The following is a 15,315-nucleotide window of genomic DNA, read 5'->3' as shown; positions in this document are numbered from 1 at the left end:
TTCAGACGGCTGGCAATCAGCCGCATTACCCGAACAAATCCCGGAAATGCGCACAACTATGCCTTTCACCAAAATAGCAGGATGCGTTTAGATGGAATCGCCGCGCGTTTCAAAGCCTTTCTCCAAACCCGTGGCGGGTGGCGGCAATCCATCACTGCCGATAGAGGACGTCCTCGACCGCCTGATGACACGGCTGGAGCAAGATAAAAACGCCGTCCTTGTTGCCCCGCCCGGCGCGGGCAAGACCACACTCGTTCCACTCGCGCTTCTCAAAACAGTCTTTCTCGGCACCAACAAGATTATCCTGATCGAGCCTCGTCGGCTGGCCGCACGCGCGGCGGCGGAGCGCATGGCTTCCCTTTTAGGCGAGGCCGTGGGCGAGACCATCGGCCTGCGGATGCGCGCGCAAACACGGGTCTCCGGCAAGACCCGAATCGAGGTCGTCACCGAAGGTGTCTTCAGCCGCATGATCCTTGCCGATCCCGGGCTTGAGGGCATAGGTGCGGTGATTTTCGATGAGTTCCACGAACGTTCTCTCGATGCCGATCTTGGTTTGGCGCTGGCAATCGACGCCCAATCGGCCCTTTGCGAGGAACTGCGGCTCCTCGTCATGTCGGCGACGGTCGATGGCGCGCGCGTCGCGGCCCTCCTCGGGCAGGCACCCATCATCGAGAGTGAGGGCCGCGCCTTTCCGGTCGTGACGCATTATCTCGGACGCGATCCGAATGAGCGAATCGAGGATGCCATGACCCGCGCCATCCTCCGCGGGCTCGCGGAAGAAAAAGGGTCGATCCTTGCTTTTCTCCCCGGTCAGGCGGAAATCACGCGGGTCCGTGACCGGCTGGTTGAAAGGATCGCCGATCCCGCCGTCGCCGTGATTGGGCTGTTTTCAGCAGCCGATAAAGCGCAGCAGGAGGAAGCAATCGCCCCGGCCCTGCCCGGGCGGCGCAAGATTGTTCTGGCTACCTCGATTGCCGAGACCTCCTTGACCATCGAAGGGGTACGGGTCGTCATCGATTCCGGGCTCGCAAGGATCCCCTGCTTTGAACCGGGCCTCGGTCTGACCCGTCTTGAAACACGCCGTGTTTCAAGAGCCTCCGCCGATCAGCGACGCGGACGCGCTGGCCGTACCGAGCCAGGGGTTTGCTACCGCTTATGGGAGGAAGTGGCGACGGGTTCGCTTCCTGCCTTCGCGACGCCGGAAATAGCGGCAGCCGATCTTTCCAGTCTGATCCTCGACCTCGCGGTCTGGGGGGTTCGAGACCCCTCGCGGCTCGCATGGCTCGATCAGCCGCCAAAGCCGGCCGTGCAGGAAGCGCGCATTCTGCTGCGCGAGATCGGCGCTCTCGACGAGGCGGATTATCTCACCTCCAAAGGCCATGCGATCGCCCGGCTGGCCTTACCCCCGCGTCTCGCCGCCATGATCGTTGCCGCGACAGAGCGCGGCGAAGCTCAGGCGGCGGCGGAAATCGCGGTTCTTCTCGTTGAACGCGGTCTTGGCGGCACGAGCACCGATCTCAGCTCACGACTCGAGACTTTCCGGCGCGACCGTTCCCCACGCGCAGCGGAAGCCCGTCGGCTGGTCCAATCCTTTCTGCGACAGGCTGGCGCCGAAACCGCGCCGCTTGCCGGAGCCATCAGCGTTGCGGCGCCCAAACTGCTGGCGCTCGCCTTTCCCGATCGCATCGCCAAGGCGCGCGACAGGACCGGCGGCTTCCTGATGGCCAACGGCCGTGGCGCCGAGCTGGACCCCACCGATCCACTGGCGCAAAGCCCCTATCTCGCCATTGGCGAACTGACAGGCCAGGCGGCGCGCCAAAGAATTCTCCTCGCCTCGGTGTTGACGGAGGAGGATATCGTCGCACTATTCCCGGACCAGATCGAAACGAAGGAAGAAATTTTCTTCGATTCTTCCCGCGCCGCGTTGCAGACGAGAGGACGCCGCCGGTTTGGCGCTCTCATTCTGTCCGAACGCAACCTGCCTTTCCCGCGTGAATTGGCTAGCGGCGCGCTTCTCGCCGAAGGCATCGCCACGCTCGGTCTTTGGCGTCTTCCCTGGGGCAAGGCCGTGGCGCAATGGCGCGATCGGGTCTTGTTTCTCGCGCGCAACGAACACTTCAGCGATTGGCCGGACCTTTCAGACGAGGCATTAGGCCGGGAGATTGCGCAATGGCTCGGCCCCTATCTCGAAGGCAAGACTTCGCTCGCCGAGCTCCAGGCCGAGGATCTTGATGCCGCGCTGAAAAGTCTACTCACCTACGCCCAGCAGCAACGGCTCGATGCCGAGGCGCCAACTCATATAACGACACCGGCCGGATCACGCATCGCGCTCGACTATACGGAAGAAGGCCCGGTGCTGGCGGCCAGGGTTCAGGAATTCTACGGGCTTGCCGATCATCCGGCCTTGGCGGGCGGGAAAGTGCCCGTCATCCTGCATCTGCTTTCGCCCGCCAGCCGGCCGATCCAGATCACCCGCGACCTCCCGGGCTTCTGGAAAGGCTCATGGTCCTCGGTGAAAAGCGAGATGAAAGGCCGCTATCCCCGCCATTCCTGGCCCGACGATCCGGCGAAAGCCTTGCCAACCACCCGCGCCAAGCCACGTCCGGTTTGATTTTCAAGCGCAAAGGCAAAACGCAGCTTGTCCGCCGAAAGCATCGGCTCCATGGAACGAAGCCGATCCATGGTCTGATTCACTCTCGTCCATAGCGCATGAGGCCGCTGCCATGCGCCTTGAGCCAGCTTTCCGCCACCCGCACATTTGGGCACAGATCGCCGACCTGATGCCAGAAGGCCTCGGAATGATTCATATGGCGCAAATGCGAGACTTCATGCGCCGCAAGATAATCAAGGACATAGGAAGGAGCGAGAATCAATCGCCAGGAGAAATTCAGGCATCCCTTGGCCGAGCAGGAGCCCCAGCGGCTTGTCGTATCCCGCAAGGTGATCCGTGTCGGCGCCCGGCCAAGAACAGCGGCATGCCGCGCGACGGCAGCCTCGATATCGGCACGCGCCAGACGCACAAGAAAATCGCGCACCCGCCGCTCGTGATGCGCCGGCTCGCCAGTGACGCAGACGATCCCATGAATGCCCGTCGATGATAAAGCTGGAAATTGAACATTCGCACGGTGAGGATACGCCAGCTGGGCACCCGCCGGGCGCAGGGCTTCATCATTATTCTCCGGCGTGTCAGAACAGGGCATCAGCCACACGGACCCCTTGTTCCGCTCGTTACTGGCGGAAATCAGATGCGGCAGACCCCGCAGGGGCAGGATCGACCCCGGCAGCAGGGGGACCAGCGGCGGTAGACGCCTGAGCCGCGCCTGAATCCAGGGCGCATGACTCTCGGCGAAAAGCCGCGCATCTTTCAAGGCGCTATGCGCCGGCATGGTCAGCACCACATCCCGGTTCGCGGAGCGCACGCGCAATGTCAGACGCCGCGCTCCAGCCGACCGTTTGAGGGCGATGCGCAGCCTCTCACCCTCATGGGTGAGTTCAAGAAAATCCGGATCGGCCGAAACAGGCGTTCGGCTTCTGAAGAGACGGAGCATAGGTCCATTTTAGCTAAGCAGCCGCTCCCCGCCAACTCCATCCCTTCAGGGCGGAGCAAGCCTCGACGGCTATCCGGGAAGACGATCGGATCGAGAACGAATGACCCACATCAAACACCATAAAGTCGGAAATTTGTCGGCCAGACCGATAAGTTCGGGGGACAACCCCGGCGAGAGAACATCAGGCGGTTGCCAGAAAGGGAGACGTTATGATTCCTTTACAAATGGTAGCCGTCGATTCCGGAAATCTTTCGAATAGTCCGGAACGATCCTTAAAGTTCATTGATTCCGAAGGGGAAAACTCCCCCAGGTCTCCATATCTAATTTCCTCCGGCTCATTCAGGCAGCAGGGGAAAGCGTTTGTCAGTACCCTTGTCGAGGCTTTGTAATGGCGTTTCCTCATTTCGCGGCTGATCGTAGCGAACATCCGGTCGATTTGATCGAGAGACTTGCGGCGCAGCATCAATGGGCGTTCGACCGCGATGGCGAGGATGAATTGTCCATCAGCGTCACGGGCGAATGGACCGATTACAATGTCGCCTTCACCTGGCTCGCCGATATGGAAGCCCTGCATATTGCCTGCGTCTTTGATCTCAAAATTCCGCCTGCCCGTGGCAACGAGGTTCTGTCGCTGATCGCCCTCATCAACGAGCAATTATGGCTTGGTCATTTCGACATCTGGCCGCAGGACGGCGTCATCATGTTCCGGCACACGATCGTGCTCGCGGGCGGAGCTGATCTCAACGGGCGCCAGTGCGAGACCGTCCTCACCAACGCCGTGGTCACCTGCGAACGCTATTATCAGGCGTTTCAATTCGTGGTCTGGGCCGGGCGCAGCAGCCGGGAGGCGCTGGAACAAGCGCTGATCGTCACGCAGGGGCGAGCCTGAAAGACAACCGCAGGTTCGATTAATCGGATGCCTTTCAATTAAAGTTGAACTTTTATTTGTTAGCTATTGAAAATCCGTTGAAATTATCGGGATGGCAGAGAGACATGACCTGCTAAAGCCAAATATGAAATAAATGTCGTATTTATCTGATTTATTTGCTGAATGATTATCTGGCAGCACCCTCACGAGAAAAAATCCAAGTATTTTTCAAAGCAATGAAATTGTAAAACGATTCAACCTTATCAGCAGTGGCAAATCTTTTGAGGTCAGCCACCGATCATCCATTCTTTCCTCCCGAGTTCAGAGATCCCATGGCCGACGAAGCGACCCTTGTCTTTCCACAAAGTCTGATCCTGGCAGGGGCCGGCAAGATGGGGAGTGCTTTGCTCGAGAGCTGGCTTTCGCTGGGCCTACCCGGCGCCAATATCGGCGTCATCGATCCGCATCCGTCGCCAGCGCTCTCGGCTTTGGCCGTTCAACATGGGCTGACATTAGCGCCGCATCCTCTCATAGCCCAAGTCCTACTCCTGGCGATCAAGCCGCAAATGCTCGACAAGGCCGCTCCGGCACTGCAGCACTATGTGGACGGCAGGACGCTGATCATTTCCATCCTCGCCGGCAAGACGATCGCCACACTTCGGCACCACTTTCCGCATGCGGGCGCCATCGTCCGCGCCATGCCCAATCTGCCAGCTTCCATCGGGCTCGGCATCACCGGTGCCGTCGCAGGACCGGAGCTGACACAGGAACAACAGGCTTTCGCGACGACCTTGCTCGGCGCTGCCGGATCGGTCGAATGGCTGGACGATGAAGCTTTGATCGACGCGGTCACAGCCATTTCCGGCTCAGGTCCTGCCTATGTCTTCTATTTCGTGGAATGCCTCAGCCAGGCGGGCGTCGCGCTGGGCCTGCCTCAGGACATTTCGGAACGGCTCGCACGGGCGACCGTAGAGGGCGCGGGCGGCCTGCTCATGCATGAAACCGGCATCAGGCCCGCGCAATTGCGCGAGAACGTCACCTCACCCGGCGGCACAACCGCTGCCGCCCTTGAGGTGCTGATGGCGCAAAACGGCCTTGCGCCGCTGATGGAACAGGCAGCGCAAGCCGCCAGAAAGCGCGCTGCCGAATTGGCCGGATGAAAGCCCAAAATTAAAATTGCAGCTGTCATCCCGCTTTTTTAAGACCTTCGCATCATATTGTCCCCAACGGCACACATTGTCATGCGAAGCGGTAAAGCCTATGCTTTCAAATGAAATCAAAGTGTGGTGAGCCTGACTCGTCGCCCTTTGGCCCTGCGCCTGCGCGGCGACAGTCCGCCGAACGAGATGGATCACAAAAAGATGTGATCCATGCACTTTGGTAGAAGAAGGGAAATTGATCGACTAGGACAGGCTCTCTTCGAGACTGTTTCAAAGAGATATGTCTTCGAGAGTCCAATTCGCTAAGGCAATCGCATCGCGCAAGGCAACGATACGGAAGAGGACGGCCATGGCGGAAGAAAACAGCGATTTTGATGATGGTCCCTTCGAGGATCGCAGCGTCATTCTGAAAGCTCCCGGCGACGTCAAGAACGCCATCATTGATGCGCTTCTCGAACTGGCTGGCGAAAGGCGCTGGGAAGACATCACCTTGTCCGATATTGCCGCACGAGCCAATGTCACCCTTTCGGAATTTCGGGATGCTTTTCCCTCCAAGGGTGCGATTCTCGCGGCCTTTTCCCGCAAGATCGACAAGATCGTCCTTGATGCCTCGACCGATGAACTGCTTGGAGAATCGACCAAGGAGCGGCTTTTCGACGTTCTAATGCGCCGTTTCGACGCCATGGCGCCCTACAAGCTCGGTCTTGAAGGCATCCATGAATGGGTAAAGCGTGATCCCCTCGCAGCGGCCGCGCTGAATGGCGTCGCCATCAATTCCATGCGGTTCATGCTGGAAGCCGCCGGAATCGACTCGGAAGGCCCCGTCGGCGTCCTGAAATTGCAGGGGCTGGTGCTCGCCTGGGCGCGCATTCTGCCGGTCTGGTTCCGGGATGACGATCCTGGCCTCGCAAAAACGATGGCCGTCCTAGACCGCGAATTGCAACGCGGCGGCCGCATGGTCTCCCGCGCCGAGGATCTCAGCCGCCTGACGACGCCGCTGTTTTCCATCGCCCGCGCGCTGTTCGAGCGCCATCGGCCCACGGCCAACGCGCATTCGGCGGAGAAAGACACAAGCGAACACGCTTTCTGACTCCTTATCGCGGTGGGTGTGCCGTTTGCGCACCGCCGGATTTCCCGGCATCGGGCCCACATCAGGCGATGGAGGCACGACCACGAACCGGATACCACCGGAACACCTTCCGACAAAGTGAACGGCTTCGCGCGTCCATTGCTTGGAAAATGCTCTGATTTCTTTGACGAGGAGCATTTCCGGATATTTCCGAAATGCTCCAGGCATAAAGAAAAAGGGCGAGGTTTCCCCCGCCCTGTATTTTCTGAACCGATGCTTCGCGACTTAGCGCGAGTAGAATTCGATCACCAGATTGGGTTCCATGATGACCGGATAAGGCACTTCCGCCGGCAGCGGGATGCGCGTCACCTTGGCTGTCATCTTGGAATGATCGACTTCATAGAATTCCGGCACATCGCGCTCGGCGAGCTGCGATGCTTCGAGCACGAGGGCGAGCTGGCGTGAGGCTTCCTTGACCTCGATCACGTCACCGACGCGCACCTGATACGAGGCGATGTTCACACGGCGGCCATTCACCTTGATGTGGCCGTGATTGATGAACTGGCGCGATGCGAAGACGGTCGGGACGAATTTCGCGCGATAGACCACGGCATCGAGACGGCGCTCGAGGAGACCGATGAGGTTGTCGCCCGAGTCGCCCTTCATACGAATAGCTTCGGCGTAATATTTCCGGAACTGCTTTTCCGAAATATTACCGTAATAGCCTTTCAGCTTCTGCTTGGCCTTGAGCTGGGTGCCGAAATCGGAAAGCTTGCCCTTGCGCCGCTGACCGTGCTGGCCGGGACCATATTCACGCCGGTTGACTGGGCTCTTCGACCGGCCCCAGATGTTCTGGCCCATACGGCGGTCGATTTTATATTTTGCTTCTGCGCGCTTTGTCATCGCGTGTCCTCGAAAGAAACAGAATGCCGCAGCCGAGAAGGCTGCTGCGATCCAACGGAGATTGAGGAACGCGCCCTCCTCTGCCAGCCTGAAGGCCGACCGACAGGTCATTGTGCCAGGCAAGGCGCATGACCACGGGTGCGTCTACCGCCGGGAAAGACCCCAGCGGATCCGAGGCATGAGCCTCGAAGAGCGCTTCGGGTAGACGAGAAGTGATCGATGGTCAAGAGATCGATGACGGAATCCTGACGGATTCGCTACAAATTCATAGGAAAGGGACCTCTCGTGCCTTCCTGTCGGCATTCATTTTGCCGCAAAAACGAGAATGGGCGTTCCTTCCTCGTCAAACAGAATCAACTTGCGCCGAACCGTATCGACGGTGAAACGGCGCACCCGTTCGAGTGCAGAAAGAAATTTGGTTTCCTGATCCATAATCGCCGGAGAGCAGGCCTTTCGCGTGGACATAATGGGACCGAAGGAGAGCGCGTCACCAGCAAAGGTAACCTTCCCCCGCAAGGTGTTGCAGCCGCCGAAGCCGGACATTGAGCCCTTTTCATCGATCATCAGTATGGTCTGGAGACGATCGAGCACACCGCCCCCAACGATGTTTTCGGCGAGCCAGCTTCCAGTCGGCGCTCCGGGTGTCACAGCAGCTGAAACGGCGACCGGCAAAAGGTCGAGAAGCAGCGTGAGAGCCAAAGCGGCACCAAAAGAGGAATATCCTTGCCGCACGATTCCGAGAGGATGAAGTCTCTTCCACATTTTCATTCCGCTCCCATGCTATACGGCCCGCGTCGTCGCACCCAATGTCCTCGCCTCATGTCGCAAGCTCAACTTTGTGGTGCCCATGCGCGTTTTGCCCCGACAGAACTCATGCTTTCCAGGGTTTGCCCATGTCTTCAAAGATTTTTCGCTCTCTCGTGACCGCGACATTTCTTTGCTTTGCCCATGTCGCCATCGCGGAATCTCCAGTGATTCCGCTCGGCATCGGCCTTGAAGGCATCGATTATCCCTATCCTGTCGGCTTCTTCGATCTCACCCTTGAAGGGCAGCCCTTGCGCATGGCCTATATGGATGTGCCGCCGGTTCACCAGCCCAATGGTGGAACGGTGGTTCTGCTGCATGGCAAGAGCTTTTCAGGAGATTATTGGGGAGCGACTATTCGCTATCTGACGACAAAAGGGTACCGCGTCATCGTTCCCGATCAATTGGGCTTCGGCAAATCCTCGAAGCCGGATATTCACTACAGTTTCGACGTATTGACGCGCGCGACGAAACAATTGCTCGACCATAGAGGCGTCACCAAAGCCGCAGTCGTCGGACATTCGTTCGGCGGCATGCTGGCGGTCTATTTCGCACGGACCTATCCGGAAATAACGGCGGCGCTGATCCTCGAAAACCCGATCGGCCTCGAAGATTATCGCAGCGCAATTCCACCGCAGACGCTTGAAACCCTGCTCCAGACGGAATTGGCGCAGACGCCTGAATCCTATCGCGGCTTTATGAAGGCCTTCTTCCTCGGCTGGCCAAGCCAGGCGGAACACCAGGTCGAGGTCTTCACCCGCATGCTGCAGAGCGGTGAATATCCGCGCGCGGCAAAAGCCTCCGCCCTTACTTATCGAATGATCTACGAACAGCCGATCCGGCAGGAATATGGGCTGCTCAAGCTGCCAGTGCTGCTGATGATCGGCCAGGAGGATCGCAGCGTCTTCTTCCGCCGCTACGCGAGACGCGAAGACATTGGCGCCCTCGGCCATTGGCCGGAGCTTGGACGCGCCGCCGTCAAAGATCTCCCGGACGGCAAGCTCGTCGAAATCGAAGGCTCAGGCCATGTTCCGCATATTGAACAGCCCGAGCCCTTTCTCGCTGCTCTCGCCGCGTTCCTCGGCGAGCGCTACCAGGCCGTCGCGCCCTGACCGGCGAAGCCCACCAAACGGCAGGCTTTCCGCTATGCCGTCAGGAACGCCCGGTCAGCAGCAGAATCTTGCCGAGATGCGCCGAGGATTCCATCAATTCATGCGCCTGGCGTGCTTCCTCAAGCGGAAAAGTCGCGTGAACGATGGGTTTGACCGTGCCTTCATCGAGCAGAGGCCAGATCATCTGGCGCAGGCCCATGGCAATATCGATCTTCTGCCCCAAAGCACGGGCGCGTAAAGTCGAGCCGGTAATCGTCAGACGCCGCAGCATGAGCGGCAGAAAATCGAACGAAGCGACTTTCGGAGATTGCAGAAAGGCGATCTGCACCATGCGGCCGTCATAATTCAGCAAGGACAGATTTTTGGCGATGTAACTGCCACCAACCATGTCGAGAATGAGATCGACTGGATGTTTTGCATCGGTAATCTTGCGGATTTCGTCGACGAAATCGCTGGTCTTGTAATCGATCGCATGATCGGCGCCGAGCGTCTTGCAGAAGGCGCATTTTTCGGCCGAGCCTGCGGTGGTGAAGACGGTCGCGCCGAATTGCTTGGCCAGTTGAATGGCCGTGGTGCCGATGCCGCTTGAGCCGCCATGCACGAGAAAAGTTTCGCCGCGCTGCAGGTTGCCGCGCCGGAACACATTATCGTAGACGGTGAAATAGGTCTCCGGCAGCGCCGCGGCCTCGATCAGGCTCAAGGCTTTCGGCACCGGCAGGCACAGGGCGGCATCCGCCAGCGCATATTCCGCATAGCCACCTGAGCCAAGCAGCGCGCAAACTTCGTCGCCAACTGACCATTGCGACACGCCATCGCCCAGCCTGACGATTTTTCCCGCGACCTCGAGACCCGGAATACCGCTTTCTCCCGGCGGCGGCGGATAAAAGCCCGCCCGCTGCACAATATCCGGCCTGTTGATGCCAGCCGCATGCACTTCGATCAGCACCTTGCCAGGGCCGGGCAAGGGAACATCGCCCTCACCAACGCGAATGACCTCGGGACCGCCCTTCCCGTCGAAACTAATCTGGCGCATCCTGGCGGGAATTGTCACCGTCATGCAGCATCCCTCATCAATCGACGCTTCCAAACAGAGGGCCGTGCGGGAATCATCTTGCGATGCCCGCGCCTCCTTCCTCATCTTATGTTCCAAGCCGCTCTTGCCAACAGGGCTCCAAAGCGTAAAGAGCGCGGCGGTTCCCCGGCAGCCTTTCTGGTCCATTCATGACGAACCCGCAAGATCCCCCCACGACCAATCCCGACGGCCTCACCGCATTCGATCATCTTCTGCGCGACGAATATGGTTTGCCACTCGAGTATTGGACATCATTGCCAACCCTCGATGACCGCGAACGCGATCGGCTCGTCAAGGCACTCGAAGTGCTGATCCTGCAACCGATCGCCGATGCTGCCGATTCGAGCGACGAAATGCGAACGAGTGAGATGGGTTCCCTACGGCAGTGGCAGCTCTCCGACGAAAAAATCGCGGGGCGCGATTGGGAACAGAGCTGGCAGTGGCAGCTCATCGCCGCCATCGATAATGGAACCCGCAACGAAACATCAGGAATGATGACGCCTTCCGATCCACGCCTGTTTCTGCTGCGCATCCGCTACGGAAAAGGCCTGTTTCCAGCGCTCGCCGATTATCTCGGCCGCGTTTTCTGCGGACGTGCCGGCACCCGGCAGGTGGCGGACACCGGCTCCGCGCTGCGGCAGGTGCCGGGGTTCGAGACGGCGTCTCCCGCATTCATCGCCGGCCTCTCCTTTCTCATCGACAAGCTCGGACGCGACGATTTCTGCGATTTTTGCGACGATCTTTCCTGAATTCACGAGCTGATTTTACAAGCCGATTCCGCGCGCCATGGCGGCCGCGAGAATCGGCAGGAGAAAAAACAGTCCAAGCTCGGCATGAACGATGCGGTGCATACGCCGCACCTCCTGCGCCGGAGGAAAATATTCGGGATCACGGCGAATATGGCGCCGCCACTCAATGAAACGTAAGGTCGGCACCAGCGAGAGAAAGCCGATGAAGGCGAACACTCCGATCTTGGCCCAGAAGACCGGATTATCGAAATAGAAATTCGGGTCCTTAGCGCCTAAAAAAGACCCGCGAAAATCCGAAGATCACCACCAGGCCTGCGGCGATTCCATAGGCAAGATCCAGCCGGCTGATCCGTTTCAGCGCGCCCGCGTCGAAACCGGGCCGCAGGAACAACAGTTCGGCAAGGAGCAGGCCGAAGAGCGCGAAAATGGCGAGATGATGCAAACTGGCGAGGATGAAATCCAAAACCATGAGGCAATCCTGGGTTGATGAAATGCGTGCCTGTGGCGAGCAACAATATGCCGGTCGCAAATCCCGACGCGCAACGCTCGCCAATATCCTCGAAACAGCGTCATCCCCTTGCCGGTTCGTACGTAAGCAGCAGACGGCACACATAAGGTCCACGCAAGCTGACCCGGCATAAAAGGGATATGGCTCTTCCCATCGCAAACCTTGCAGCCGGTTCGACGCGCCGCGGCGGTTCGCTACAGCCTTCTGGTGATCGGCATGAGAATCGCTTACACATCGGTCGAGGTTTCGTCCTCCGCGCATTCCCATGGCTCCTGGCCCGCGACTCCCAGCTCACGATTGTTAACCCGCGATTTCAGCCCACGGCTCCAAAATCGGCGCAAACCAGTGTAATCAAACCTGCGCCTGTTCTCTTGAGGTCCAGAATTTCTTCACGCATACCGGCGCGGGATATTTCCCACCTCCTTGACGCCGGCTGACTCATCCGGAGCTTGCCTATGTCTCCCGCCTCCACATCTCTCGCCTCCACCGGCCCGCTGCCAAACGATCTCGAAGCCTATTGGATGCCGTTCACGGCCAATCGCGCCTTCAAGAAGAGCCCGCGCATCGTCGCTTCGGCCAAGGACATGCATTATTACACGACCGACGGGCGGCCGATCCTCGACGGTACGGCTGGGCTCTGGTGCTCGAATGCCGGTCACAGCCGGGATAAGATCGTGCAAGCGATCCAGGCTCAGGCGGCCGAGCTCGATTTCGCGCCGCCGTTCCAGTTCGGTCATCCCAAGGTCTTCGCGCTCGCCGCACGCGTCGCGGCCCTCGCGCCGGGCGATCTCGATCATGTGTTCTTCACCAATTCCGGGTCGGAAGCCGTCGACACGGCACTGAAGATCGCGCTCGCCTATCACAATATTCAGGGCCAGGGCTCGCGCGTGCGCCTGATCGGTCGTGAACGCGCCTATCATGGCGTCGGTTTCGGCGGCGGCGCGGTCGGCGGCGTTCCCGGCAACCGCAAGGCTTTCGGCGCCCTGCTCGCCGGTGTCGATCATTTGCCGACGACTTATAATCGCGCTGAACAGGCCTTCACCAAAGGCGAACCGGAATGGGGCGCGCATCTTGCCGATGATCTCGAAAAGCTCGTCGCTTTGCACGACGCTTCGACCATCGCCGCCGTCATCGTCGAACCCATGGCCGGCTCGACAGGCGTGCTGCCCCCGCCCAAAGGCTATTTGCAGAAACTGCGCGCCATCTGCGATAAATACGGCATTCTGCTGATCTTCGACGAGGTCATCTGCGGCTATGGCCGCCTCGGCTATGCCTTCGCGGCCGAACGCTACGGCGTGCTCCCCGACATGATCACCTTCGCCAAGGGCATCACATCCGGCACGGTGCCAATGGGCGGCGTGCTTATTCGCAAGCCGATCTTCGACGCCTTCATGAAAGGACCGGATCTCGCCGTCGAACTGCCGCATGGCTATACTTATTCAGGCCATCCGCTTGCCTGTGCGGCGGGTCTCGCGACGCTCGACCTCTATAAGGAAGAGGGCCTTTTCGAGCGTGTCCGCAAGCTCGAACCCCTCTGGGCGGATACCGTACATGGCCTGAAAGGCCTGCCGAATATTCTCGATATACGCACCGTCGGCCTCACAGCGGCAATCGATCTCGCGCCGATCCCGGACGCGCCCGGCAAACGGGCCTTCGGCGTCATGGACAAGGCATTCCACGAGCTCGATCTCCTCACCCGCATCGCGGGTGATTCGATCATTCTGACGCCGCCGCTGATTGTCAGCGAAAGCCAGATCGCGGAGATCGTGGAAAAGACCGGCAAGGCGATCGCGGCGATGGCCTGACCGTCACCGCTCCGGCCTTTCGCCGCGCGGACGGACTCGTCACCAATACATCATCATTGCGGGGCAGGTTCATGCCCCGCAAAAGCTTCCCTCTTTTCAACGGCTGCCGCAGCCGGTTTCCCCGCCGCCAAACAAATGATGACGAAGCAGTCAGTCTTTTGCTCTTTCTCACGTCCTCCCGAGAGATATCATCCAGGATATATGACCCGGTAGAGATCGGACTCTGTGTTGTGCCAAGAGGCGCTGTCAAGACAGGCTCCCGAGCGCAGGCTTTTCAAAATTCATAAGAATTGTAGTAGGTTCTGTAGCGTCGCAAAGACGATGAATCGGAATCATTGATTGCCGGCCGGTCGCTGGAGGAATAGACGTGCACGAGGAAAGGGGCCATTTCGACGCCTTTACCATTCATCCCTTGCGGGGGCGCATTCTCGCGGAAGTCCATGCACGACCCTTCATGGCTTTCGAAGGCGCCGGGCGCTTCCTTCATTTCGCTTTTCTGACCAATCAGGAGGCAGCGGCGAGAGCGCGCACCGCGCTGGAAGCCTTTTGTCTCGAACGCGCCGTACCGCCTCCGTCGCCGGAAGCCCGGCATCACCTCGTCGTTCTCTCCCCGGCCGTCCTTCGCTGGGAGCAGCATGGCGAATTCTGCACCTATACGTGGGAGTTTTCGGAAAAAGGCGAGGCCGCGCGATCGCCCGGGCCGGATAGTGCCTTTCGTCCGAGCGCCGACGAGCTGAGCACCATCATGCGGCAATTGCCGCAACCCGGCCCCCTTCTCGTGGCGGTTGACCTCCATTTTCTGCCTTCCTCGGACGACGATACGCTCTACCGGCATATTTTCGATCCGGACATGTTGACCGCTTCGGAGGTCAGTAATGGGGCGGCGATCATCGCAACCGATTTTCACGCCGATGCCTTCGGTTTCGTGCGCATGCTCATCCTGGACAAGGCGCTGACACCGATTCAGGCCGGTGCACTCATCCAGCGGCTTCTCGAGGTCGAGACCTATCGCACGCTCGCCCTTCTCGGCCTGCCGGATGCCCAGGAAATCAGCCCCGCCCTGCGCCGTATTGAAACAGAACTACCTCTGCTCACGAAGGAAATGCGGCTAAGCGAGGGCATGGCCGCCAACCAGCATCTACTGCATCGTCTGACCGCGCTCGCCGCGGAACTTGAAGCAAGCGCCGCGCATACAGCCTATCGTTTCGGTGCCACACGCGCCTATCATGAACTCATGACTGTTCGGCTGAATAATATCGGCGAAAAACAGCTCGCCGATCTGCCGACGCTCGCCTCCTTTTTGTCACGCCGGCTCACGCCGGCGATCCGCACCTGCATTGCCGTGGAAACACGGCAGGATACATTGTCACGCAAACTAGCGAGGGCTGCACAATTGTTGCGGACCCGTGTCGAAATCGATCTCGAAAGCCAGAACAGCGATCTCTTGCGCAAGATGAACGATCGCGTGCGCATGCAATTGCAATTGCAGCAGACGGTCGAAGGGCTCTCGATCGCCGCCATCACTTATTACATTTCCTCGATCCTGCATCTCTTCTTCGAAGGGCTGCATCACGGACCGCAGGAATGGGAACTCAATTTCGATCCCGCCTTTGCGACGGCACTCGCGGTTCCTTTCATTCTAGGCTTCGTGACCTGGCTCGTTTTGCGTATACGCCGACATCATTCGGAAGAGTGAAGGGTCTGCCAGACGAGCTCC

Annotated in this window: 14 protein-coding genes; 8 read left to right on the top strand and 6 right to left on the bottom strand. The window is 59.2% G+C overall.

Annotated features, from left to right (window positions below; all coding sequences use genetic code 11):
- Positions 1–91 precede the first annotated feature (91 nt).
- Positions 92–2,611 carry an ATP-dependent helicase HrpB gene (gene hrpB, locus DL88_RS09560; RefSeq protein ID WP_051955804.1) on the top strand — a complete coding sequence of 840 codons (2,520 nt, stop codon included), beginning with the start codon at positions 92–94 and terminating at the stop codon, positions 2,609–2,611.
- Positions 2,612–2,690: 79 nt separating this feature from the next.
- Here the strand turns inward: hrpB and DL88_RS09555 are convergent, their stop codons facing one another.
- Positions 2,691–3,548, bottom strand: coding sequence for a M48 family metallopeptidase (locus DL88_RS09555; RefSeq protein ID WP_034995202.1), 858 nt, complete (start codon positions 3,546–3,548; stop codon positions 2,691–2,693).
- A 388-nt stretch (positions 3,549–3,936) separates the two neighbouring features.
- Between DL88_RS09555 and DL88_RS09550 the strand changes: the two genes are divergently transcribed.
- The 3 genes from DL88_RS09550 (at position 3,937) to DL88_RS09540 (ending at position 6,666) form a co-directional block, all read left to right on the top strand.
- A complete protein-coding gene (locus DL88_RS09550; protein WP_034995201.1) occupies positions 3,937–4,437 on the top strand; it encodes a type III secretion system chaperone family protein in 501 nt (166 codons plus the stop codon).
- 311 nt (positions 4,438–4,748) lie between these two features.
- The gene (gene proC, locus DL88_RS09545) at positions 4,749–5,576 is read left to right on the top strand and encodes a pyrroline-5-carboxylate reductase (RefSeq protein WP_034995200.1); all 828 of its coding nucleotides are present in this window, start codon (positions 4,749–4,751) and stop codon (positions 5,574–5,576) included.
- Positions 5,577–5,925: 349 nt separating this feature from the next.
- Positions 5,926–6,666, top strand: coding sequence for a TetR/AcrR family transcriptional regulator (locus DL88_RS09540; protein ID WP_051955803.1), 741 nt, complete (start codon positions 5,926–5,928; stop codon positions 6,664–6,666).
- Between the two features lie 264 nt (positions 6,667–6,930).
- Here DL88_RS09540 and rpsD read toward each other — a convergent pair whose 3' ends face one another.
- Positions 6,931–7,548: a 30S ribosomal protein S4 gene (gene rpsD / locus DL88_RS09535; protein ID WP_034995199.1), complete on the bottom strand. Its 618-nt coding sequence runs from the start codon at positions 7,546–7,548 to the stop codon at positions 6,931–6,933.
- Between the two features lie 303 nt (positions 7,549–7,851).
- Positions 7,852–8,310 (bottom strand): META domain-containing protein, encoded by a 459-nt coding sequence (locus DL88_RS09530; RefSeq protein WP_051955802.1) that lies wholly within the window; start codon positions 8,308–8,310, stop codon positions 7,852–7,854.
- A 131-nt stretch (positions 8,311–8,441) separates the two neighbouring features.
- On the opposite strand from DL88_RS09530, the gene DL88_RS09525 reads away from it, so the two are divergent.
- Complete coding sequence (locus DL88_RS09525) at positions 8,442–9,464, top strand: alpha/beta fold hydrolase (RefSeq protein ID WP_034995198.1); 1,023 nt, start codon at positions 8,442–8,444, stop codon at positions 9,462–9,464.
- Between the two features lie 40 nt (positions 9,465–9,504).
- Here the strand turns inward: DL88_RS09525 and DL88_RS09520 are convergent, their stop codons facing one another.
- Positions 9,505–10,521, bottom strand: coding sequence for an NAD(P)H-quinone oxidoreductase (locus DL88_RS09520; RefSeq protein ID WP_034995408.1), 1,017 nt, complete (start codon positions 10,519–10,521; stop codon positions 9,505–9,507).
- A gap of 164 nt (positions 10,522–10,685) precedes the next feature.
- Here DL88_RS09520 and DL88_RS09515 point away from each other — a divergent pair, with 164 nt between their 5' ends.
- Positions 10,686–11,285 carry a hypothetical protein gene (locus tag DL88_RS09515; RefSeq protein WP_034995197.1) on the top strand — a complete coding sequence of 200 codons (600 nt, stop codon included), beginning with the start codon at positions 10,686–10,688 and terminating at the stop codon, positions 11,283–11,285.
- Positions 11,286–11,300: 15 nt separating this feature from the next.
- On the opposite strand, the gene DL88_RS20955 is transcribed toward DL88_RS09515, so the two are convergent.
- Together DL88_RS20955 and DL88_RS20950 are read right to left on the bottom strand one after the other, a co-directional pair.
- Positions 11,301–11,501, bottom strand: a complete 201-nt coding sequence (locus DL88_RS20955) for a DUF2214 family protein (protein WP_280949202.1) — start codon at positions 11,499–11,501, stop codon at positions 11,301–11,303.
- 49 nt (positions 11,502–11,550) lie between these two features.
- The gene (locus DL88_RS20950) at positions 11,551–11,754 is read right to left on the bottom strand and encodes a DUF2214 family protein (RefSeq protein WP_280949201.1); all 204 of its coding nucleotides are present in this window, start codon (positions 11,752–11,754) and stop codon (positions 11,551–11,553) included.
- Between the two features lie 494 nt (positions 11,755–12,248).
- Here DL88_RS20950 and aptA point away from each other — a divergent pair, with 494 nt between their 5' ends.
- Positions 12,249–13,598, top strand: coding sequence for an omega-aminotransferase AptA (gene aptA, locus DL88_RS09505; RefSeq protein ID WP_034995196.1), 1,350 nt, complete (start codon positions 12,249–12,251; stop codon positions 13,596–13,598).
- 367 nt (positions 13,599–13,965) lie between these two features.
- Complete coding sequence (locus DL88_RS09500) at positions 13,966–15,294, top strand: DUF3422 family protein (protein WP_034995194.1); 1,329 nt, start codon at positions 13,966–13,968, stop codon at positions 15,292–15,294.
- Positions 15,295–15,315: the final 21 nt, after the last annotated feature.

It is taken from the genome of Beijerinckia mobilis (assembly GCF_000745425.1).
In the GTDB taxonomy this organism is placed as follows: domain Bacteria; phylum Pseudomonadota; class Alphaproteobacteria; order Rhizobiales; family Beijerinckiaceae; genus Beijerinckia; species Beijerinckia mobilis.
Note: the sequence above shows the minus strand (reverse complement) of the source record. Positions and strands in the feature narration are given on the sequence as shown.

Excerpts from the sequence above, each read along its gene's own strand:
- hrpB (WP_051955804.1), top strand. The coding sequence starts at position 92 with ATGGAATCGCCGCGCGTTTCAAAGCCTTTCTCCAAACCCGTGGCGGGT.
- DL88_RS09555 (WP_034995202.1), bottom strand. The coding sequence starts at position 3,548 with ATGCTCCGTCTCTTCAGAAGCCGAACGCCTGTTTCGGCCGATCCGGAT.
- DL88_RS09550 (WP_034995201.1), top strand. The coding sequence starts at position 3,937 with ATGGCGTTTCCTCATTTCGCGGCTGATCGTAGCGAACATCCGGTCGAT.
- proC (WP_034995200.1), top strand. The coding sequence starts at position 4,749 with ATGGCCGACGAAGCGACCCTTGTCTTTCCACAAAGTCTGATCCTGGCA.
- DL88_RS09540 (WP_051955803.1), top strand. The coding sequence starts at position 5,926 with ATGGCGGAAGAAAACAGCGATTTTGATGATGGTCCCTTCGAGGATCGC.
- rpsD (WP_034995199.1), bottom strand. The coding sequence starts at position 7,548 with ATGACAAAGCGCGCAGAAGCAAAATATAAAATCGACCGCCGTATGGGC.
- DL88_RS09530 (WP_051955802.1), bottom strand. The coding sequence starts at position 8,310 with ATGTGGAAGAGACTTCATCCTCTCGGAATCGTGCGGCAAGGATATTCC.
- DL88_RS09525 (WP_034995198.1), top strand. The coding sequence starts at position 8,442 with ATGTCTTCAAAGATTTTTCGCTCTCTCGTGACCGCGACATTTCTTTGC.
- DL88_RS09520 (WP_034995408.1), bottom strand. The coding sequence starts at position 10,521 with ATGACGGTGACAATTCCCGCCAGGATGCGCCAGATTAGTTTCGACGGG.
- DL88_RS09515 (WP_034995197.1), top strand. The coding sequence starts at position 10,686 with ATGACGAACCCGCAAGATCCCCCCACGACCAATCCCGACGGCCTCACC.
- DL88_RS20950 (WP_280949201.1), bottom strand. The coding sequence starts at position 11,754 with ATGGTTTTGGATTTCATCCTCGCCAGTTTGCATCATCTCGCCATTTTC.
- aptA (WP_034995196.1), top strand. The coding sequence starts at position 12,249 with ATGTCTCCCGCCTCCACATCTCTCGCCTCCACCGGCCCGCTGCCAAAC.